General features: G+C 74.5%; 17 protein-coding genes and 1 pseudogene. 12 read left to right on the top strand and 6 right to left on the bottom strand.

What is annotated here, in order from left to right:
* The first annotated feature begins 7 nt into the window (after positions 1-7).
* From ACH4C6_RS07305 to ACH4C6_RS07320, 4 genes are all read left to right on the top strand, one after another.
* The gene (locus ACH4C6_RS07305; RefSeq protein ID WP_398107531.1) at positions 8-958 is read left to right on the top strand and encodes an NADP-dependent oxidoreductase; all 951 of its coding nucleotides are present in this window, start codon (positions 8-10) and stop codon (positions 956-958) included.
* Between the two features lie 341 nt (positions 959-1,299).
* Entirely contained in the window at positions 1,300-1,680 is a 381-nt protein-coding gene (locus ACH4C6_RS07310; RefSeq protein WP_398107532.1) for an anti-sigma factor antagonist, read from the top strand.
* A gap of 93 nt (positions 1,681-1,773) precedes the next feature.
* Positions 1,774-2,436, top strand: coding sequence for a DUF4230 domain-containing protein (locus ACH4C6_RS07315; protein ID WP_398107533.1), 663 nt, complete (start codon positions 1,774-1,776; stop codon positions 2,434-2,436).
* A 236-nt stretch (positions 2,437-2,672) separates the two neighbouring features.
* Positions 2,673-3,218, top strand: a complete 546-nt coding sequence (locus ACH4C6_RS07320; protein ID WP_398107534.1) for a VanZ family protein — start codon at positions 2,673-2,675, stop codon at positions 3,216-3,218.
* A gap of 122 nt (positions 3,219-3,340) precedes the next feature.
* Here the strand turns inward: ACH4C6_RS07320 and ACH4C6_RS07325 are convergent, their stop codons facing one another.
* From ACH4C6_RS07325 to ACH4C6_RS07335, 3 genes are read right to left on the bottom strand one after another with little or no spacing between them, the layout of a single operon-like run.
* Positions 3,341-3,577: a hypothetical protein gene (locus tag ACH4C6_RS07325; protein ID WP_398107535.1), complete on the bottom strand. Its 237-nt coding sequence runs from the start codon at positions 3,575-3,577 to the stop codon at positions 3,341-3,343.
* 42 nt (positions 3,578-3,619) lie between these two features.
* Entirely contained in the window at positions 3,620-4,636 is a 1,017-nt protein-coding gene (locus tag ACH4C6_RS07330) for a DNA topoisomerase IB (protein ID WP_398107536.1), read from the bottom strand.
* 11 nt (positions 4,637-4,647) lie between these two features.
* Positions 4,648-5,457: an SDR family oxidoreductase gene (locus ACH4C6_RS07335; protein ID WP_398107537.1), complete on the bottom strand. Its 810-nt coding sequence runs from the start codon at positions 5,455-5,457 to the stop codon at positions 4,648-4,650.
* Between the two features lie 124 nt (positions 5,458-5,581).
* Here ACH4C6_RS07335 and ACH4C6_RS07340 point away from each other — a divergent pair, with 124 nt between their 5' ends.
* The 4 genes from ACH4C6_RS07340 (at position 5,582) to ACH4C6_RS07355 (ending at position 9,987) form a co-directional block, all read left to right on the top strand.
* Positions 5,582-6,610: a PHP domain-containing protein gene (locus tag ACH4C6_RS07340; RefSeq protein WP_398107538.1), complete on the top strand. Its 1,029-nt coding sequence runs from the start codon at positions 5,582-5,584 to the stop codon at positions 6,608-6,610.
* A 38-nt stretch (positions 6,611-6,648) separates the two neighbouring features.
* The gene (locus ACH4C6_RS07345) at positions 6,649-7,305 is read left to right on the top strand and encodes an HAD family hydrolase (protein ID WP_398107539.1); all 657 of its coding nucleotides are present in this window, start codon (positions 6,649-6,651) and stop codon (positions 7,303-7,305) included.
* A 169-nt stretch (positions 7,306-7,474) separates the two neighbouring features.
* Positions 7,475-8,656, top strand: coding sequence for an aromatic acid exporter family protein (locus tag ACH4C6_RS07350; protein WP_398107934.1), 1,182 nt, complete (start codon positions 7,475-7,477; stop codon positions 8,654-8,656).
* A gap of 302 nt (positions 8,657-8,958) precedes the next feature.
* The gene (locus tag ACH4C6_RS07355) at positions 8,959-9,987 is read left to right on the top strand and encodes an SDR family oxidoreductase (RefSeq protein ID WP_398107540.1); all 1,029 of its coding nucleotides are present in this window, start codon (positions 8,959-8,961) and stop codon (positions 9,985-9,987) included.
* A 120-nt stretch (positions 9,988-10,107) separates the two neighbouring features.
* Here ACH4C6_RS07355 and ACH4C6_RS07360 read toward each other — a convergent pair whose 3' ends face one another.
* The 3 genes and pseudogenes from ACH4C6_RS07360 to ACH4C6_RS07370 form a co-directional block, all read right to left on the bottom strand.
* On the bottom strand, positions 10,108-10,395 hold the full coding sequence (locus ACH4C6_RS07360) for a hypothetical protein (protein ID WP_398107541.1): 288 nt from the start codon (positions 10,393-10,395) through the stop codon (positions 10,108-10,110).
* A gap of 94 nt (positions 10,396-10,489) precedes the next feature.
* Positions 10,490-11,779 (bottom strand): ROK family protein, encoded by a 1,290-nt coding sequence (locus ACH4C6_RS07365; protein WP_398107542.1) that lies wholly within the window; start codon positions 11,777-11,779, stop codon positions 10,490-10,492.
* 152 nt (positions 11,780-11,931) lie between these two features.
* Positions 11,932-15,110 (bottom strand): annotated as a pseudogene (locus ACH4C6_RS07370) (cytochrome P450).
* 152 nt (positions 15,111-15,262) lie between these two features.
* Between ACH4C6_RS07370 and ACH4C6_RS07375 the strand changes: the two are divergent.
* From ACH4C6_RS07375 to ACH4C6_RS07390, 4 genes are all read left to right on the top strand, one after another.
* A complete protein-coding gene (locus ACH4C6_RS07375; RefSeq protein WP_398107543.1) occupies positions 15,263-16,060 on the top strand; it encodes a PAS domain S-box protein in 798 nt (265 codons plus the stop codon).
* A 103-nt stretch (positions 16,061-16,163) separates the two neighbouring features.
* On the top strand, positions 16,164-16,658 hold the full coding sequence (locus ACH4C6_RS07380; protein WP_398107544.1) for an FBP domain-containing protein: 495 nt from the start codon (positions 16,164-16,166) through the stop codon (positions 16,656-16,658).
* Positions 16,659-16,745: 87 nt separating this feature from the next.
* On the top strand, positions 16,746-18,002 hold the full coding sequence (locus ACH4C6_RS07385; protein ID WP_398107545.1) for an aromatic acid exporter family protein: 1,257 nt from the start codon (positions 16,746-16,748) through the stop codon (positions 18,000-18,002).
* 46 nt (positions 18,003-18,048) lie between these two features.
* A complete protein-coding gene (locus ACH4C6_RS07390; RefSeq protein ID WP_398107546.1) occupies positions 18,049-19,185 on the top strand; it encodes a hypothetical protein in 1,137 nt (378 codons plus the stop codon).
* The last annotated feature ends 119 nt before the right edge of the window (positions 19,186-19,304 follow it).

Below are 19,304 nucleotides of genomic sequence, written 5' to 3' on the forward strand. Positions count from 1 at the left end.
GATGACCATGAGCACACAGAACACGATGCGAGCCATCAGCCAGGACGTCCTCGGCGGCCCCGAGGTCCTGAAGGACGTGGAGATCGAGCGCCCGGAGCCCAAGCCGAACGAGGTACTGGTCCGGGTGCGGGCCGCCGGGGTCAACCCGACCGACTGGAAGCACCGCGCCACCGGCGGATTCCTGGGCCGGCCGCCCTTCGTCCTCGGCTGGGACGTCTCGGGCGTGGTGGAGGCCGTCGGCATCGGCGTGGCGGCGTTCGCGCCCGGGGACGAGGTCTTCGGCATGCTGCCCTACCCCTTCGGTCACGGTTCGCACGCCGAGTACGTCATCGCCCCGGTGCGCGCCCTCACCCGCAAGCCGGACGGCGTCGACCACGTGCAGGCGGGCGCGCTGCCGCTGGTCTCCCTGACCGCCTGGCAGGCGCTGACCGAGCACGCCGGCCTCCAGCCGGGGCAGCGGGTGCTGATCCACGCCGCGGCGGGCGGCGTGGGGCACGTGGCGGTGCAGATCGCCAAGGCGCGCGGCGCCTACGTCATCGGCACGGCGAGCGCCGGCAAGCACGACTTCCTGCGCGAGATCGGCGTGGACGAGGCGGTCGACTACCGCGAGACGGACTTCACCGAGGTCGTCAAGGACGTCGACGTCGTGCTGGACACGATCGGCGGGGACAACGCCCTGCGCTCCCTGCGCGTGCTGCGACCCGGCGGCGTCCTGGTGTCGATCCTTCCGGGCGGCTCGGACGAGCTGTACGAGGAGGCCGGGCGGCTCGGCGTGCGCGCCCTGCGCATGCTGGTGGACGCCGACCGCGGCGGCATGGAGGCGGTCGCGGACCTGCTGCGGACGGGCAAGCTGCGCGCCACGATCGCCGGCACGTTCCCGCTGTCCGCGGCGGCTCGGGCGCACGAGCAGGGTGACACCGGCCGGACCACCGGAAAGCTCGTCCTGGTGAACGACTGAGCACGGTGACGGAGGGGCGGCACACCGGCCGGGCGGCGCAGCCCGGCCGGTGTGCCGTACGTCCCGCGCACATCCCGCCCGCATCCCGGGCTCATCCCGCCCGCGCCCCGGGTTGATCCCTGGTTCGTCCCGGGCGCATCCGCGCGCGCTTCCTGCCTCGCGCCCGCGCTCGCGCCCGCGTGTGTCCCGGCGTGAACTTCTGCCAACACGGCCTGAATTCAATGACATATGTCAATCGAACATGCTCAGATTCACTCGTTCGGGGGTAACTTGCAGGGCGGGGCCGGACGTGGTGCCGTACCCCCTTCCCACGCACGGAGCAGGCTGGAGGCGATCTCGTCGTGCGGCAGGAACCTGCACCGCTCACCCGTCACTTGCGCGTCCGCCGGGAACGGGGGCACACGGTGCTGGAACTCCGGGGCGAGATCGACCTCGCCGCGGCCGCGGAAATCACCCCGCATCTGGACCGGGAGACCGACCGCCCCGGCGCCCGGGTCGTCCTCGACCTCAGCCGTATCGAGTTCTTCGACTGCTCGGGACTGCGCCTGCTGTACCGGGCCCGCAGCCGGGTCCTCGACCGGCAGGGCCGGCTTCTCCTGGTCTGCTCCCACCCGCTGACCCTGCGCATCCTGCGGATCACCGGCCTGTCCCGGCTGCTGCCGCCGCACCCCACGCTGGACGCGGCACTGCACCGGTCCGAGGCCACCTCCGGCCCGGTGTGATCCCCCGCCGTCCACCGACCCGGCCCGTCCCCAACTCGGCTGTCTGACAAGGGGCGTGGCGGGCATCCGGACGGTAGGAAGGAGGGCCGTCGCATGACGACTCCCGTCAAGCGCCGCGACAGGCGCATGCCCGGCTGGGCGAAAGTGGTGACCGCGTTCGTGCTGGTGCTCGTGGTGTTCTTCGCCGGGCTCCGGCTCAGTGTGCTGCCGGGACTGAAGGACCTGTTCGGCAGCGAGACCCACGACCGGTCCGGCCCCGCGCTGCTGAAGTCGATCCAGGACATCAGCCGCTACGACGCCGCCTCCGGCAACTTCCAGGTCGTCGTGGACCTGGAGAAGGACGCGAAGTTGCTGCCCGACGCGATCCGCGGCACCCGCACCCTGTACGTCGGGGCCGGCACCGTCGACGCCTACGTCGACCTGGGCCAGGTCGGCGAGAACGACGTCCGGGTCGACCAGGACCGCACGTCCGCCACGCTCCGGCTGCCCCACGCCCGGCTGGGCAAGCCGGCGCTCGACCCCGACCGGTCCTACGCCGTGTCCAAGCAGCGCGGCCTCTTCGACCGGCTCGGTGATCTCTTCTCGGACAATCCCAACGGCGAGCAGGCCGTGCAGAAGCTCGCCGTGCGGCACATCGGCGACGCGGCGAAGGAGAGCGAACTGACCGCCCGCGCCGAGGCGAACACCACCGGCATGCTCGAAGGCCTGCTGCGGTCCCTGGGCTTCAAGGACGTGCGCGTCACGTACGGCGACTGACCGCCGCCGCCACGTCTGCGGGGCCCGCAGGGCGCGACCGCGTGCCGGGCGGGCCCCCGTCATGCCCGCGCGGGCGCCGCCGCGGGGCGCCCGCAGCGGCTCGGCGGACCCTCCCTGGAGTGCTCCGCGGAACCCGGGGCAACCGAGGGTGAGGACGGCCGCCGGCGGGCAACCCCCGGGTTCCCCGGGGTAACCGCCGCGTCACATACGGAAGTTGAAGACTGGAGGACGACGTCATGGCCGGTACCGCCTCACACCCCCCGACCGCCGGGTCCGGGACCGAGCGACGCCCGCTCCCCCTGCCCGTCCGGCTGCTGGCCGTGCTGTGCGCCTTCGTGTTCATGGTGGCCTTCGCCGTGGTGCTGGCCCGGCTGACCCTGCAGCCCTCGCCCGCCTCGGAGGCGCTGACCCACACCAACCTCCAGCCGGGCGACTCCCTGAAGACCTACCTCAACCAGCCCGAACTGCGGGACGCCGTCCGGCAGGTCGGCGGCAACATCCTGCTCGGCGTCCCCTTCGGCATCCTCGTCCCGGTCGTCGCCCCCCGCACCCGCGGCATCCTGCGGGTGCTGCTGCTGACCGCGGTCGTGATGCTCCTGGTGGAGTTCGCCCAGGGCGCCCTGGTCACCGGCCGCGCCTTCGACATCGACGACGTCATCCTCAACACCACGGGCGCGCTGATCGGTTACCTGCTCCTGGGGCGGCGGCTCAGCCGGGCGGTGCACGCGCGCAAGCCGCGCGCGGCCGCGGCGCGGAAGCGGGAAGCGGCCGAGAAGGTCTAGGGCCGGCCCGTCGCGGCCGGGACCTGTCGTCCGGACCGGACCGGCCGCACGGCCCGGCTGCGGTCGCCCGGCTCCGGTCGACCGCCCCGCCCCGCGACGCCGGGACGATCCGGACGCAGGCCCTAGCGCACGGTCCAGGTGAACTTGTCGCCGCCGACCCAGCGGACCACGTCCGGGTCGTCCAGGTCGTGGACCGTGATGCCGAACGCGGCGGCGGCCATCAGGACGTCGGTGACGGCCTTGGCCTCACCGACGACCTGGCCGTCGATCTCCACGATCCGGAACGGCGGCGTGCCCGGCTGTACCCCGAGCACCATGATCCGGGGGGTCGCCATGTGCGGGCTCGAGATTTCGGTCATGCATCGAGCGTAGAGCGGAACCGGCCGCGGCGCGGGTCCGGGTCAGCGGTCGAGGAGCTCCAGGACGGCCGCCTCCACGGCTCCCTGGGTGGCGGGGCGCCCGAAGTCGCCGTGCTCCCCCAGCCGGGTGAGCGCGGGCGCGATGGTCTCCCCCTGTTCGAACAGCTCGAAGACGCGCGGGTCGATGTAGGAGGCCCGGCAGACGGCCGGGGTGTTGCCCAGGTAGTGGCTGACCTCGCGGACCACCCGCGCCGTCTGCCGGCGCCGCGCCGCGGCCGTCTGCCGGACGGCCTCGGTGGTGACGGCCAGCGCGACGGCGGCGAGCACGGTGGCGTGCCAGGTCCGGAAGTCCTTGGCGGTGATGTCGACCCCGGACAGCCGGCGCAGCGCCTCGTTCAGATCGCTGCTGTGCAGCTCGTGCCAGGCACGTCCCTCCCAGTACGCCAGCAGCCGCTCCCCGTCCTGCCGGCGGCGCAGCAGCGACCGGACGACGGCGTGGGCGTCGTCGTCGACGAGGGCCCGGACGAGGTCGACGCCGCCCTTGGCCGGGTAGCTGAACGCGATCTCGCCGCGACCGCACCGGACGTGCTCGCGCAGCATCGTGGTCAGGCCGAAGGTCCCGTTCCGGCGGGTGTGCTGGTCGCTGCCGATGCGGAAGAAGCCAAGGTCCAGCAGGCGCACGGCGCAGGCCGTGACCCGGGCCCGGCTCAGCCCCCGCCCGGCGAGGTCCTCGGCGACCCGGGCGCGCAGGTCGGGCAGGGTCCGCGCGACCTGGCGGACGTGCTCGTGCTTGGCCTGCTCCTGCTGGGCGCGGAACTCCTCGTGGTACAGGTACTGGCGGCGCCCGGCGTCGTCGGTGCCGACGGCCTGGAGGTGGCCGTTGGCCCGCCGGCAGATCCACACGTCGCGCCAGGCGGGCGGGATGACCAGGGCCTTGACCCGGGCGAGCTGCTCGGGGTCGGTGAGCGGCTCGCCCTCCGTGTCCAGGTAGCGGAAGCCCCGCCCGTGGCGCAGGCGGCGGAACCCGGGCTCGTCGCTGGAAGTGGTGCGCAGTCTCACGGCGGCCCCGCTCAGGGGCGTCGCCAGTCGTGGCCCGGCAGGTGCGACCCGGCCTGCGGACCCATGCGGAGCATGCCGCCGTCCACGCTCCAGGAGGCGCCGGTGACGTACGAGGCGTCGGGTCCGGCCAGGAAGGCGATGACGGCGGCGACCTCGCGGGCGTCACCGGGCCGGCCCAACGGGATGCCCGGGCGGCTCTCGGTGTGCGGGTCGGTGTCCTCCTGCCCGGTCATGGGCGTGGAGATCTCGCCGGGGGCGACGGCGTTGACGGTGATGCGGTGCTCGGCGAGTTCGAGCGCCATGACCTGGGTGAGCAGCCCGAGTCCGCCCTTGGCGGCGCAGTAGGGCGCGGCCCCCACGCGGGGCTGGTGCTCGTGCACGGACGTGACGTTCACGATCCGGCCGCCGTCGCCCTGCCGGATCATGTGCCGGGCGGCCTTCTGCCCGCACAGGAACGGTCCCACGAGGTCGACGTCCAGCACCTCGCGCACGACGGGCAGTTCCAGGTCGAGGAACGGGGTCATGGTGCCGGTACCCGCGTTGTTGACCAGGACGTCGATGCGGCCGAGCCGCTCGCACAGGTCGTCGACGGTGCCGGCCGCCTCGGGCAGCCGGGTGAGGTCCATCCGGGCGACCTCGGCGCGCCGTCCGTACGACCGGACCTCCTCGGCCGTCTCCCGGGCGCCCTCCTCGTCGCTGTGGAAGGTGATGCCGATGTCCAGGCCCGCCTGTGCCAGCCGTACGGCGGTCGCCCGGCCGATGCCGGAGTCGGCGCCGGTGATCACGGCGACCTTGGCGGGTGGCGCGGTGGAGGCGGGCATGACGGCTCTCCTGTCGGCTCGTTCGGGGCGAGGGCGTTGCAGTACCCGGCAGTGATCGGCGCAAACCGCGCGGTCCGTCGTGCGCGCCGCCGGGCGCTGGGCAACCCTTGAGGAGGAGGTGGCGATGGACCCCGTCGAGGCACTGGAGCGGATCGCCTTCCTGCTGGAGCGGTCCCTGGCACCGACCTACCGGGTGCGCGCCTTCCGGACGGCGGCCCGCGTGCTGAAGGACCTCGGTGAGGACGAGGTGGCCCGGCGCGCGGCGGACGGTTCCCTGGAGCGGCTGAAGGGCGTGGGCCCGAAGACCGCGCAGGTGGCCCGGGAGGCGCTGGCCGGGCAGGTGCCGGGCTATCTGGAGAAGCTGGAGGGCGAGGCGCACGAGCCGCCCACCGTACGGGGCGGACAGCGGCTGCGGGCGCTGCTGCGCGGGGACTGCCATCTGCACTCGGACTGGTCCGACGGCGGCAGCACCATCGAGGAGATGGGCCGCGCGGCGGCGGCGCTGGGCCACGAGTGGGCGGTGCTGACCGACCATTCGCCGCGGCTGACCGTGGCGCGCGGGCTGTCACCGGAACGGCTGCGCGAGCAGCTCGACGTGGTGGCGGAACTGAACGAGCGGTGGGCGCCGTTCCGGCTGCTGACGGGCATCGAGTGCGACATCCTCGAGGACGGCTCCCTCGACCAGGAGCCGGAGCTGCTGGAGCGGCTCGACGTCGTGGTGGTGTCGGTCCACTCCAAGCTGCGCATGGACGCACGTGCGATGACCCGCCGGATGGTGGCCGCCGTGCGGAACCCGCACGCGGACGTCCTCGGGCACTGCACGGGCCGGCTGGTGACCGGTCGGGGGCGGCCGGAGTCGGAGTTCGACGCGGACGAGGTGTTCGCGGCCCTCGCGGAGACGGGCACGGCCCTGGAGATCAACAGCAGGCCGGAGCGGCTGGACCCGCCGCGGCGGCTGCTGCGCCGGGCCGTGGACGCGGGGGTGCTGTTCTCCGTCGACACCGACGCGCACGCGCCCGGGCAGCTGGACTGGCAGATCAACGGATGCGCCCGCGCCGAGGAGTGCGGGGTGCCGCCCGAGCGGGTGGTGACGGCGTGGTCCCTGGAGGACCTGCTGGCCTGGACGCGGGAGCGGCGAGTGCCCACGGGCTGACGTGGTACCCGCACCGCTGAGAGGAAGGAACCGCATTCATGGAACGCGCTGCCGTGTTCGACGTCGACGGCACCCTGGTCGACACCAATCATCTGCACGTCGTCGCCTGGTGGGAGGCTTTCCGGCAGGCCGGGCACGACGTGCCGATGCACGCCGTCCACCGGGCCGTGGGCCTGCCGTCCACCGACCTCGTCGCCCATCTGCTGGGCGACGAGCGGGACAAGGACCAGGACGCGGACATCAGCGCCGGGCACAAGGCGCTCTACGGGCAGTACTTCGCCCGGCTGCCGGCGCTCCCCCGGGCCGGGGACCTGCTGCGGCGCCTGCACCGCGACGGCTGGACGGTGGTGCTGGCCACGTCGGCGGGCGGTGCCGAGCTCAGCGCGCTGCGCCGGGCGATCGACGCCGACGAGGCCATCGCGGCCACGGCCAGTGCCGACGACGTCCAGGAGGGCAAGCCCGCCCCCGAGCCCGTCGAGCACGCGCTGGAGCTGGCCGGGGTGCCGGCCGAGCGGGCCGTGTTCGTCGGGGACACCGTCTGGGACATGCGCGCGGGCAGCCGGGCCGGTGTCCGTTGCGTGGGCGTCCTGTGCGGCGGCATTCCCCGCGCGGACCTGGAGAAGGCCGGCGCGGACGCCGTCTACGCCGACCCCGCGCATCTGCTGTCCGCCCTGAACGACGGACCCTTCGCATGAGCCGGGGTGAAACGGCCGGTCAGGCGGATACCCACGAGCCATGACGCGTGTGAGGAGTGTGCTCAGGCGGACGGCGGGGGCCGTCCGCCCGGGCAGGGACAGTGGTAAGGCGGACGGCACGGCAGGGACGGCGGGCACCGGCACCGGCGCGGCGCCGCAGGGCGGGACGATGCGCGACCCGCAGCGCGGGGTGGGCGCGGTGCGGCCGGTGGAGGCGGTACGGCGGGAGACCCGCAGCGCCTGGGACGCGATGCGTGCCGCCTGGCGGGGTCCCGGACGGGAGCGGGACCTGGTCGTCCAGTCGCTCAAGGCCGCGCTGGCGGCGGTGATCGCCTGGCTGGTCGGCGGTGTCTGGATGGACGATCCGCTGGCTCTGATGGCGCCGTGGGTGGCGCTGGTGCTGGTGCAGGCCACCGTCTACAGCTCACTGGTGCAGGGCGCCCGGCAGTTCGGCGCGATCGTCGTGGGCACCCTGCTGGCCTCGGCGGCGCAGGCGGTCACCGGCGACACCACGGTCGCGATCGCCGTGTCCGTGCCGGTGCTGATGCTGCTGGCGAACTGGCAGCGCTTCGGGGACCAGGGCATCTACGCGGCGACCACGGCCCTGTTCACGATCGCGGCGGGCACGGTGAGTCTGAGCGGGGCAGGCCACCGGGTCGGCCAGGCGGCGATCGGCGCCGTCATCGGCGTGGCCGTGAACGCGCTGATCCTGCCGCCGATCCATCTGCGCGACGTGCGCGAGAACCTGGCGGCGCTCGCCCGTGAGGTGGGGGACGTCCTGTGCACGGTCGCCGGCGACCTGCGCGAGGGCGAGTGGGACGGGCAGACCGCCGCCGGCTGGGTCAGCGCCTCGGCGGGGCTGGACCACCGGTTGCAGGCCCTCCAGTCGGCGCGCCGCTGGAGCCAGGAGAGCCTGCGCCTGACCTCGGGGCCGCTGCGCGCCCTGCACCGCGTCCCGCACGTCGCCGCGCTGCCGCCGGTGGAGGAGGACGAGCGGCTCGGCCGGATCACCGGGCACGTCACCGCGCTCACGCGGGCGCTGGCGGTGTCCGTGGACGACAACCGGACCCCCGCCCCGCCCCAGGGCGAGGCGCTGCGCTCGTACGCGCGGCTGCTGGAGCTGATCGGGGAGGCCTGCCACGCGCAGGCGGAGAGCCTGTGCGAGGGCAGCCTGGAGGGCCGCCCGGACGACGCGACCGAGAAGGCGATGCGCGAACTGCACGAGGAACTGCAGGACCGGCTGCGCCGGCACGCCGAGGAGGGCGCGGAGCAGACGGCGGTCCTGGGCACCCTGCTGCTCCAGGCGGAGAACCTCTGGGCGGAGACCGTTCCGGCCGCCGAGGAGCAGTGACGCAGCTCACGGCGGAGAGGGCCCGTGGGCGGAACACCCCGGGGTGGTTCGCCGTTGAACAACACGTGGGTGCGGATGGGACAGTGTCCCCGGGCCTCACCATCCGCCCACAGGGACGATCGTTCGGCTGAAGCCCTGTGGAGCCTTTCGCCGAGAGGCGACCGCCATCCGTGCCCACCTCGATACCGCCCCGGTCGTGATTCCCCCGTCGCGGCCGGGGCTTCCCTCTGCCCACGTGCAATCCCTCCCACCCGGGTACTCGGCCCGCTCCCGCGCAACCGCCGGGCCGAGAGGAGCCAGAGGTGAGCAGTACAACGGGCATGAAGGTGGTCGTCACGGGCGCCACGGGCAACGTGGGCACGAGCGTGGTGCGTCTTCTCTCCGAGGATCCGGAGGTCGGCTCCGTCCTGGGGCTGGCCCGGCGGCTGCCCGACTGGTCGCCGCCGAAGACCGACTGGGACGCGGTCGACCTGGCCGCCGAGACGTCCGACCTCGTCGAGCGGTTCCGGGGCGCGGACGCCGTGGTCCATCTGGCCTGGGCGTTCCAGCCCACGCACGATCCGGCCACGACCTGGCGCACCAACGTGCTCGGCAGCATGCGCGTGTTCGAGGCGGTCGCGGCGGCCGGGGTGCCGGCACTGGTGCACGCCTCGTCGGTCGGCGCCTACTCCCCCGGGCCGAAGGACCGGACGGTGGACGAGTCCTGGCCCACGCACGGCTGGCCGGACGCCGCGTACTGCCGGGAGAAGGCGTATCTGGAGCGGGCGCTGGACATCTTCGAGCGCGACCACCCAAGTACGCGCGTGGTGCGGATGCGGCCCGCGTTCCTGTTCAAGTGGGAGTCGGCGAGCGAGCAGCGCCGGATCTTCGGCGGCACGTTCCTGCCCGGGCCGCTGGCCCGCCCGGACCTGCTGCCCTTCCTGCCCGACGTCCCCGGGCTCCGGATGCAGGCCCTGCACACCGACGACGCGGCGCACGCCTACCGGCTGGCCGTGCGCCAGGAGGTCCGGGGCGCCTTCAACCTGGCGGCCGAGCCGGCGGTCGACGCGCATCTGCTGGGCGAGATGCTGGGTGCGCGCCCGGTGCGACTGCCGCGCACGGCGGCCCGCTCGGCGATCGCCGCCGCGTGGGGCCTGCGTCTGCTGCCCGCCTCCCCGCACCTGTTCGACGCGGTGCTGCGGCTGCCCCTGATGGACTCGTCCCGGGCCCGTACGGAACTGGGCTGGGAGCCGCGGCGCACGGCGACGGAGGTGCTGGAGGAGTTCCTGCGCGGGATGCAGCAGGGCGGGGGCGCGCGGACGGAACCGCTGCGGGGACGCAAGGTGGGGTGAGCGCGGAAGGGTGGTCCCGGCATAGGGGCCGGGACCACCCTGCGCGCGGCCGGGCATGGTGGAGGGCCGCAGCCGACCCCCACAGTCGGCTGCGGCCCTCGGTGGGTGCCCTGCCCGGCCTCAGCCGGAGGGCTCGTCGGGTACCGGGTTCTCGGTCTGCTCCGTGCCCGAGCTGGGTGTTCCCTGTCGGCCCGTCCCCGCCTCGTCGGTGTCGGGGACGTCGCCGGCCGCGTCGTCGTCCGCTTCCGCGTCCGCACCTGTGTCGGCTTTGGCGTCGCCGTCGGCGTCGGCCGAGAAGCGCGGTGCGACCTCCCACGGGTCCTCACCGGCGTCGGCCTGCTGGTCCGGCATGTCCCGCGGAACGGGCTCACCGTTCTCGCCGGGTGCGTCGAGGCGGTGGTCGGTCACGAGGTGCTCCCTTCGGTCGTCCGGCGTCACGCGGGTACCCCGCGCCGCGCCGCGCAACCTCGGCGCGGGCGCCCGCGTCCCCGGTGCCGGACGTTCAGCGCGGCGCCCGTTCCTGCAGCGCCGTGCGCCAGGCCGGGAGCGGGTTCTCCGGTTCGGGATCGGGACGCCTCCCACCGCGGGCGAAGAAGTCGGCGAGCGGCAGGATGGCGGCGCCGACCGTGACCGCGTCGGGCCCGAGCCGGCCGAGCTCGACGGTCACCTTCCCGGCCGGATGGCGCAGGGCGTAGGACACCGCGTGGCGGCGTACCGCGGGCAGGAAGCGGGAGCCGAGCGCCAGGCCCGCCCAGCCGCCGATGAGGATGCGCTCGGGCTGGAAGAGGTTGATCAGGTCGGACAGGCCGGCGCCCAGGTACTCGGCGGTCTCCTCCAGCACGGCGAGGGCGACCGGGTCGGCCTCCTCCCCCGCGGGCGGGTAGGCGGCGGCGAGCATCGCCGTGAGGGCGGTCTCCTCGTCGGTGCCGTCCGGGGCCGGGCCGCCCTCCTCACGCCAGCGGGCGAGCAGCGACTCGGCGCCGGCGTAGGCCTCCAGGCAGCCGAGCGACCCGCACCGGCAGCGGCGGCCGCGCACGCGCACCGTCAGGTGCCCCCACTCCACGGCCCGGCCCTGCTCCACGTCCGGGGTGACGAGGCTCGCGCCGACGCCGGAGCCGAACAGGACCACGACGGCGTTGCGGGCGCCGCGCCCCGCGCCGAACCACATCTCGGCCTGGCCGAGCGTCTTGGCGCCGTTGTCGATGAAGTACGGGACGGTGTCCGGCAGCGGGGAGCCGGTGCGCAGCAGCGCCTCCAGCTCGACGGCGTCCCAGCCGATGGTCTGCCCGTGCACGACGGCACCACGTTCGGAGGTGCGCTCGACGATGCCGGGGACGCCGATGCCGACGCCGAGGAGCCGCTCGGGCGCCAGCCCCGCCGCGTCGAGCACCTCGGCGATGCCGTGGCGGATGTGGTCGACGATGACCTCGACCTCGTAGCGCTGGGGGGTCAGGGGGCGTTCGGCGCGGGCGAGTTCGGTGAGCGTGAGGTCGAACAGCTCGACGCGGACGCGGGTCTCGCCGACGTCGACGCCGATCATGTGGCCGCTGCCGGGGGCGACACGCAGCAGGGTGCGGGGGCGGCCGCCGTCGGAGTCGACGCTGCCGGCCTCCTCGACCAGTCCGTCGGCGACCAGGTCGGCGACGACGTTGCTGACGGAGCCGGAACTCAGACCGGTGGCCGGGCCGAGTTCGAAGCGGCTGAGCGGTCCGTCGAAGTAGAGCCGCTGCAGCACGGCCGTGCGGTTGGCCCGCCTGAGATCGCGCACCGTGCGCCCGTTCCGCCCCGCCATGCGGTTCCCTCCACATCCCCGGTCCGACCTGCAACATACCGTCGGCGCGGGCCCGGCGCGACATTCCTCCAACCCTTATTTCATGATGTGAGCGAACCGACGGGGCGCCCCGGGCCGTCCGATGCGGCCCGGGAACCACCCCGGCCGGCCGGTCAGCCGGCCGCGTACACGTCCTCCACGTACCGCCCGTCCGCGATCAGCCCGTCGAGCCACTGCGCGGCGGCCGTCTCGTCGGCGTCCGGGGTGTGCTTGCGGAAGAGCGTACGGAACGCCTCCCGCACCCCGGGCGCCATGCGCGAGCCGTCCCCGCAGACGTACACCCGCGCCCCGGCGTCCAGCAAGGCCCAGACCTCCTCGGCCTCGGCGGCGATCCGGTGCTGCACGAACCGCACTTCGCCCTCGGGCTCCTCGCTGAAGGCGGGGCGCAGCGAGACGGCCCCGGCGGCCTCCGCGGCGCGCAGTTCCCGGGCGTGCAGGAAGTCGGCGCCGGGGGCGTCGCAGCCGAAATAGCACAGCGCGGGCGCGAGTCGGGCGCCCGATGCCGCGGCCGCCGCCCGGTCGGCGACCACACCGCGGAACGGGGCGAGGCCCGTACCCGCGGCGACCATGACGACCGGTCCGTCCGCGGTGGCGTCGATGCGGAAGTCCTCCCGGCACGGCTGCACGCGCGCGTACACCGTGTCGCCGGGGGCCACGGCGGCGAGGTGGCCCGAGCCGGTGCCCCGGTACACCCCCCGGCCGGAGCGGGCGGGCGCCTCGAGCAGCGAGACCATCAGGTCGACGTGGCGGGGGTCGGCCGCGGGCGAGGAGGAGATGGAGTAGTGGCGCGGGCGCAGCGGGGTGAGCAGGTCCAGCAGCAGCGGCCAGTCCAGGGCGCCGCGCAGGGCCGGGTGGTCCTCCAGGATCTCCACCAGCGTGCGGGGGTCGCCGGTGAGGGCGGCCAGGGCCGCGCGCTCGGGCGGGCACGGGTTGGCGGCGGCGAGCGCGGCCAGCTGGGAGGAGCTCGGGCGTTCCTGGAGCTCGACGTGGTGGGTGAGGAGCTGGCGTACCGTCACCGGCCGGTCCACGGCGATGCCGTCGCGCCGCGGGCGGGCCGGGCGGATGTCCAGGACGGTGCCGAGGTCGGCGCCGAGGGCGGCGGCCGCGCGGGTGACGAGGTCCGGGTCGTTGGCGGGCAGGACGCCGAGGTGGTCGGCCGTGCGGTAGGTGACGCCCTCGGGCAGGGCGAGGCGGACGAACCGCTTGCGGCGCGGATGGCCGGGCGCGGTGAGGTCGTACACCTCGGTGACGCGCAGGGGCTGGAGCCCGTGCCGTTCGGCGAGGGCGTCCAGGGGACCGCCGGTGAGGGTGCGCACCTCGTAGGCGGTGCCGGGCTCGCCCGCGCCGGGCGTGGTGGCGCCCGGGTCGCCGTGGCGTTCCAGCAGGGCGGTGCGCAGGGACGCGGTGAAGGAGCGGACGCTTCCGGCGAGGTCGCCCGAGGCGTCGGCGGCGGCGCGCTCCAGCAGCCGCGTGGCGCCGGACCGCGCCAGCCGCTCGTCGATCCGGGCGGGGACGTGCTGGTAGGTGGCGGCCCAGGTGCGGTCGCCGACGCCGAGGACGGCGTACGTCACGCCGGCCAGGTCGCGCTCGTCCTCCAGGCGGGCCGCGAAGGCCGCGGCGTCGTCGGTGGGCCTGCCGTTGTAGGAGGCGGCCGTGATGACGACGGGCCGGTCGGTGGGCAGGCCGTCGGCGTAGGCGTCCAGCGGGGCGACCTCGGTGGCACAGCCGAGTTCGGCGGCCTCGTCGGCCAGTCGGGCGGCGAGGTCCCGGCAGGTGCCGTAGTTGCTGCCGTGCAGGAACAGGGCGGAGGTGCCGGGGCGGACCCGCGCGGGCAGGTGCCGCGACCGGCCGGTCTCCGACGGGAGGGGGGGGCGGCTCCGGGCAGCAGTGGGTGGACGCGGTCGGCGGAGGTGCGCGGGGTGAGGGTCAGGGTGAAGCCCTCGGGCTTGAGGGTGAGGGTCTCCTTGACGGTGAGCCGGTATCCGGCGTGGTCGTGCAGCCGGTAGCGGTGGACGAGCATGGCCAGCAGCATGGTCGCCTCGTGCAGGGCGAACTGCCGCCCGATGCAGGCGCGTTCCCCGGTGCCGAACGGCTTGAAGGCGTGCACCGGCCGCCGTGCCTCCGCTTCGGGCGTGAAGCGGGAGGGGTCGAACAGCTCGGGGTTGTCGCCCCACACGGGCATGCGGTGCAGCATCGGCGTGAGCACCAGGGCGGCCTGCCCGGCGCGCAGCGGGATGCGGCCGCCGAGCAGCGTGTCCGCGCGGGCCTCGCGGCCGAAGACGGCGGCCGTCGGCCACAGCCGCAGTGCCTCGTTGAGGACCTGCCGGGTGTAGGTCAGCCTGCCGACCTCGTCGAACGTCGGCTCGGGGTCCGCCCGGTCGCCCCACAGCGCGTCGGCCTCGCGCTGCACGAGCTGGAGCGCGGCGGGGTGCTTGGCGAGGTGGTACAACGCGAAGGACATGGCGCCGGAGGTGGTCTCGTGCCCGGCGATCAGGAACGTGATGACCTGGTTGCGGATGTTGGCGGTGTCCAGCGTGGTGCCGTCGGCCGGGTGCTCGGCCCCGAGCATCAGGCCGAGGAGGTCGTCGCCACCGCCCGCGCCGGCGGCGCGGGCGGCGATGACGTCGTCGACGACCCGGGCGAGGTGGGCGGCGTCCTCGCGGAAGGCCGCGTCCTCGGCGGCGTGGTCCCCGCCGGGTGTCCGGGCCAGGCGGGTCATGCTCCACTCCAGGCAGCGCACCATCGACGCGACGAAGGGGTGCGGCTCGTCCCGCTCGAAGGAGCCGAAGTCATAGCCGAAACCGGCGAGGCCGATGGTGTCGAGCGTCATGCGGGTCATGTCGTCGGGCACGTTCACCGGCCGGCCGGCGCGCGCGTCGCGGTCCCAGGACGCGATGAGCCGGCGGGCCACCGTCAGCATCACGGGGTGGTAGGCGCGCATCGAGCCGAGGGCGAAGGCGGGCATGAGGATGTCGTGCGCCTTGGCCCAGTTGGGCTCGTCGTTGTAGGCGGTGAACAGGCCGTCGGCGGCGAACGCGCGCACGTTCTCCAGCCCCGGGCCGATGTGCTTGGCGAACCGCTCCTCGTCGGCGAGCTCGGCCACGAGGTCCGCGTCCCCCACGAACAGCGTGTCCCGCCCGTGCAGCCGCCGCACGAACACGGGCCCGTGCCTGCGCATGAGGTCCATGGCCTGCTGGACGGGCGCGCCGCCCGGGCCGGTGGCGGAGATGTCGGCTACGGGGACGCCGGGGAAGGGGGCGGTGGTGGGGGAGGTCGGTGCGGTGGGGCGCATGACGCGGCAACTGCCTTTCGCGGTACGGACGTACTGCCGTCCAGCGTGATCCACGGGACCCGGCGGGCGGGTGCACGGCACTGCATGATTCTGTAGTGGCCGGCGGATGCGTCGCTCTTGCGCGGAGCGGCCCGGCGTGGCAGGAGAGACATGTGGACCCGGCCCGGCTCGAGGCGGTGACGTGGCGCAACCGCGCACTGCTCCTGTTCGACCGGGTCGCGATGCCGGTCGCGGTGTGCGACGTGTACGGGGCGGTCCTGCTGGCGAACCCGGCGATGGCGGCCGAGTGCGGGACGACGCCGGGGCGGTTGCGCGGCCGTGACGTGCTGGAGGTGTTCCGCCCGCGGGAGGCCACGCAGGTGGAGCGGATCGCCGAGGCGCTGCGGTTGCGGCACCGCTCCCGCTACCAGGTGTCGGTGTGCTGGCGGGCCCCGGACGGGGCGGAGCGGTACGGCGACCTGACGGCGGACCCGGTGAGCGACACGGTGGAGGACACCCCGGCCCTGCTGGTGATGCTGCGGGCCGACACCCGGCGCGAGCCCCTGGCCGGCAATGACGGCCGACGCGAGCCCTCTGCCGGGACCGACGGCCGGCGTAAGCCCCTTCCCAGGACCGACGGCCGGAGCGAGCCCCTTCCCAGGAGCCACCGCCGGCGTGAGCCCTCTGCCGGGACCGACGGCCGGCGCCTGCCCTCCGCCTCCTCCCCGGCCGCGGAGGGGGCCCGGGTCTCCCCCACCGAGGCGCGGGTGCTGGCCCTCCTGGCCGGCGGCGCCACCACCGCCCGGGCGGCCCGGGAGACCGGTCTGACCGTGGACGGGGTGACGTACCACCTGCGCCGGCTGTCGTACCGCTGGCACGCGGCCACCCGCACGGAGCTGGTGGCCCGGGCCTACGCCCTGGGGGTCCTCCGGCCGGGGGTGTGGCCACCGGAGGCGGCGGGGACGCGGTAGGGCGAAATCCGCTGGCCCCTGCGCGCGGCCGGTGCCTACCCTGGCCGCCGAACCAAAACCTAGGACCCCTAGGTTGACGCAGCGCGATTCTCAGGAGCCCTCCGTGCGACCACTCACCGAGCAGGACATCCGCAGCTCGTTCATCAACTGCTCGAAGGGCGAGGCGAAGCGGCTCGCCGTGCCCCGGGACCTCGCCGAGCGCCCCTGGGAGGACCTCGACTTCCTCGGCTGGCGGGACCCGGGCGCGCCCGACCGCAGTTATCTGGTCACCGAACGCGGGGGGCGACTGGTCGGGGTGGCGATGCGGTTCCAGCCCGCGCAACGCGGGTTCCTGCACCGCAGCATGTGCTCGCTGTGCCTGACGACCCATCCGCGCGGCGGTGTGTCGCTGATGACGGCGCGCAAGGCGGGTGCGGCGGGCCGCGAGGGGAACTCGGTGGGGGCCTACATGTGCACCGACCTGGCGTGTTCCCTCTACTTGCGGGGCAGGAAGGTGCCGGAGACCGGGGCGCGGTTCGAGGAGAGCCTGACCCTGGAGGAGCAGATCGAGCGGACCATGGGTCATCTCGCCGCCTTCCTCGACAAGGTCCACGGCTGACCCTCCTCGGTCGCCCGCGGTTTCCCCCGGCACTAACGTCCTTCATGGACGACTTCAGGACACCAGGGGAAGGGGAGCAGCCCGAGCATGCGAGAGGCAGTACGGGACTGGACGGCACGCGCCACGCGGATCGTGAGGAAGCGCCGGGACCCCGTGGTGGTCCAGACGCTGCGGTCCGCGACCGCGGCGACGATCGCGTACGTCATCGCGCTCAGACTCAGCCCCGAGGCGGCGCCGCTCACCGCTCCCCTGACGGCCCTGCTGGTCGTGCAGGTGACCCTGTACGCCACCCTCACCAACGGCTTCCGGCGGGTGAACGCCGTGGTGACCGGGGTGCTCGTCGCCATCGCGTTCAGCCTCCTGGTGGGCCTGACGTGGTGGAGCCTCGCCCTGCTCCTCGTGGCCTCGCTGGCCGTGGGGCGGCTGGTCCGGGTGGAGGAGTACGTCCCCGAGGTGGCGATCAGCGCCATGCTCGTCCTCGGCGTCACCACCGTGGGCGACACCGCCTGGGCGCGGGTGGTGGAGACCCTGATCGGCGCGAGTGTCGGGCTCGCCTGCAACCTGCTGCTGGCCCCGCCCGTGTGGGTGGAGGAGGCCGGTGAGTCGATCGACGACCTGGCGCGCCGGCTGCGGCAGCTGATGCTCCGCATGGGCGAGGAGGCCGCGGGCGGCACGCCCGTGGACCGGGCGGAGGAGCGGCTGTACGAGGCGCGGCAGCTGGACCACGACATCTCCGAGGTCGACGCGGCGCTGCGGCAGGCGGAGGACAGCCTGCGGCTCAACCCGAGGGTGCGGGAGGGGACGCTGCACCGGGTGGTGCTGCGCACCGGCCTGGACACGCTGGAGATCTGCACGGTCGTCCTGCGGGTGCTCGCCCGTTCCCTCACCGACCTGACGAAGGTGCGGCAGCCGGAGCCGCTGCTCGAACCCGAGACGGGAGCGGTGCTGCAGCAGTTGCTGTCCGAGATCGCCGACGCCGTGGTCAGCTTCTCGGTGCTGGTGACCACCCATCTCAGCGCGAGCGCCGAGTCGGCGGAGGAACGTCTTGCCTCCGAGCTGCGCACCGCGGCGGCCACCCGCGACAAGCTGGCCAAGCTGCTGCGCGAGGACGCCGACCGCGACGCCGGTCACTGGCAGCTGCTCGGGGCCGTGCTCACGGAGATCAACCGGATCCTCGACGAGCTGGACACCGAGCACCGTACCCGGCGTCTGTTCGAGGAACTGGACCGGGTGTCGACGGAGCAGCGTGCGCGGATGCCCCGTCTGACGCGGTTGCGGGAACGCCTGGGCGTCACGGAGCAGATGTGGCGGAACCGCGCCGGGTTCCACGAGCGTTCGCGCTGACGAGATGCCGGCCCGACGCCGGCACCACGGAGGAGGGGGCGGGCCGATGGCCGACTCGAGCGTGCGGATCGACGGGAACACGCTGCATCTGCCGGGAGGTGCGCTGGTGCGGTTCATCCGCACCCTGCGCCTTCCGGAGACCGGCACGCATCCGCTGCCGCCGGGGCTGGGCGAGTTCCCGGTCCGGCGGGTCGCGGACTACGGCGACCGGGTGCCCGAGGCGATGCGGGCGCGCGGCGGTGTGATGCTGCCGGTGTACCTGCGCGAGGCGATGTGGCTGAGTTTCGCCGGCACCCCGGAGCCGGCCGCGCTCCAGGTGGGCGTCGGCAAGGTGTGCGCGGTCTCGGGGCGGCCCTGGAGCGACGAGCTGGCCCGCGACCCGCAGAACTACGTGGTGCTGCCCCGCCAGCCCTGGCTGGACGGCATCAACTCCGGCACGGGCACGGTGCGTCAGTTCGTGGCCGTCCCGCTCGGCCTGGGCGCCACGGTCGAGGGGCAGGTCACGGGCGAGGAGGTGTGGGGCGGGGTGCAGCTTCAGTCGTTCCCGCTGGACGACGCGGAGCTGGCGCGCTGGCGTGAGGCCGAGCGGCGCCGGCGGGAGCGGACGCCGTGGCCGCCTCCGGGCGCGTACGGCGCCGCGATGCCGCCGGCGGCGCCGCCCGGGAGCAGCGGCTTCGGTGCGGCGATGCCGGTGTCGGCCCCGCCCTCGGGCGGCGTCCACGGTGTGCCGATGCCGATGGCGGCACCGCCCGCGCCGGGGGCGGCTCCCGCGGCCGGGGCCCCCGCGGGCCCGCCGCGTGCGGCCGCCATGGGGCTGGGCGTCGGGGGTTCCATGCGGCAAGAGGTGTACCAGGACGAGCGGCCGCTGTCGCACTGGGCGCCGCGGCCCGCGGGCCGAGTGTTCGTGCACCTGGTGACGCCGCCGGAGTGGCGCCGCATCACCGGCGAGCCCGCACCCCCGTCCCCGGTCGACCGGGCCGCGTACACCCGGGCGGGCCTGCCCTGGTTCGACTACTACGACGAGGACGCGCAGGACCTGGCCCCCACGGACACGCTCCACGCCGTCAAGCCGGTCGGCGACTGGCTGGGCGACGACCACGAGCCCTGGCAGCAGCCCACACCGGGCCAGACCCACCCCCTCAAGGACGCCCCCGGCAGACCGGTCTCCGACGGCGAGTGGTGAGGGCGGGGCGGGCACCGGCGGCTGGGGCGACGGGGCGCGACAACTCGAAGCGGCACCGGCCGAGCGGCGCTGACCTCATCGGCAAGGGACGTGTGTCCGGTCGCCTCGGCGGTGTGCCG

Source organism: Streptomyces sp. NPDC017943 (genome assembly GCF_044328425.1).
GTDB lineage: Bacteria > Actinomycetota > Actinomycetes > Streptomycetales > Streptomycetaceae > Streptomyces > Streptomyces djakartensis_A.

What these genes read in the sequence shown, in the direction of transcription:
- ACH4C6_RS07305 (WP_398107531.1), top strand. Translation starts at nt 8, where the DNA reads ATGAGCACACAGAACACGATGCGAGCCATCAGCCAGGACGTCCTCGGC.
- ACH4C6_RS07315 (WP_398107533.1), top strand. Translation starts at nt 1,774, where the DNA reads ATGACGACTCCCGTCAAGCGCCGCGACAGGCGCATGCCCGGCTGGGCG.
- ACH4C6_RS07320 (WP_398107534.1), top strand. Translation starts at nt 2,673, where the DNA reads ATGGCCGGTACCGCCTCACACCCCCCGACCGCCGGGTCCGGGACCGAG.
- ACH4C6_RS07325 (WP_398107535.1), bottom strand. Translation starts at nt 3,577, where the DNA reads ATGACCGAAATCTCGAGCCCGCACATGGCGACCCCCCGGATCATGGTG.
- ACH4C6_RS07335 (WP_398107537.1), bottom strand. Translation starts at nt 5,457, where the DNA reads ATGCCCGCCTCCACCGCGCCACCCGCCAAGGTCGCCGTGATCACCGGC.
- ACH4C6_RS07340 (WP_398107538.1), top strand. Translation starts at nt 5,582, where the DNA reads ATGGACCCCGTCGAGGCACTGGAGCGGATCGCCTTCCTGCTGGAGCGG.
- ACH4C6_RS07345 (WP_398107539.1), top strand. Translation starts at nt 6,649, where the DNA reads ATGGAACGCGCTGCCGTGTTCGACGTCGACGGCACCCTGGTCGACACC.
- ACH4C6_RS07350 (WP_398107934.1), top strand. Translation starts at nt 7,475, where the DNA reads ATGCGCGACCCGCAGCGCGGGGTGGGCGCGGTGCGGCCGGTGGAGGCG.
- ACH4C6_RS07365 (WP_398107542.1), bottom strand. Translation starts at nt 11,779, where the DNA reads ATGGCGGGGCGGAACGGGCGCACGGTGCGCGATCTCAGGCGGGCCAAC.
- ACH4C6_RS07385 (WP_398107545.1), top strand. Translation starts at nt 16,746, where the DNA reads ATGCGAGAGGCAGTACGGGACTGGACGGCACGCGCCACGCGGATCGTG.
- ACH4C6_RS07390 (WP_398107546.1), top strand. Translation starts at nt 18,049, where the DNA reads ATGGCCGACTCGAGCGTGCGGATCGACGGGAACACGCTGCATCTGCCG.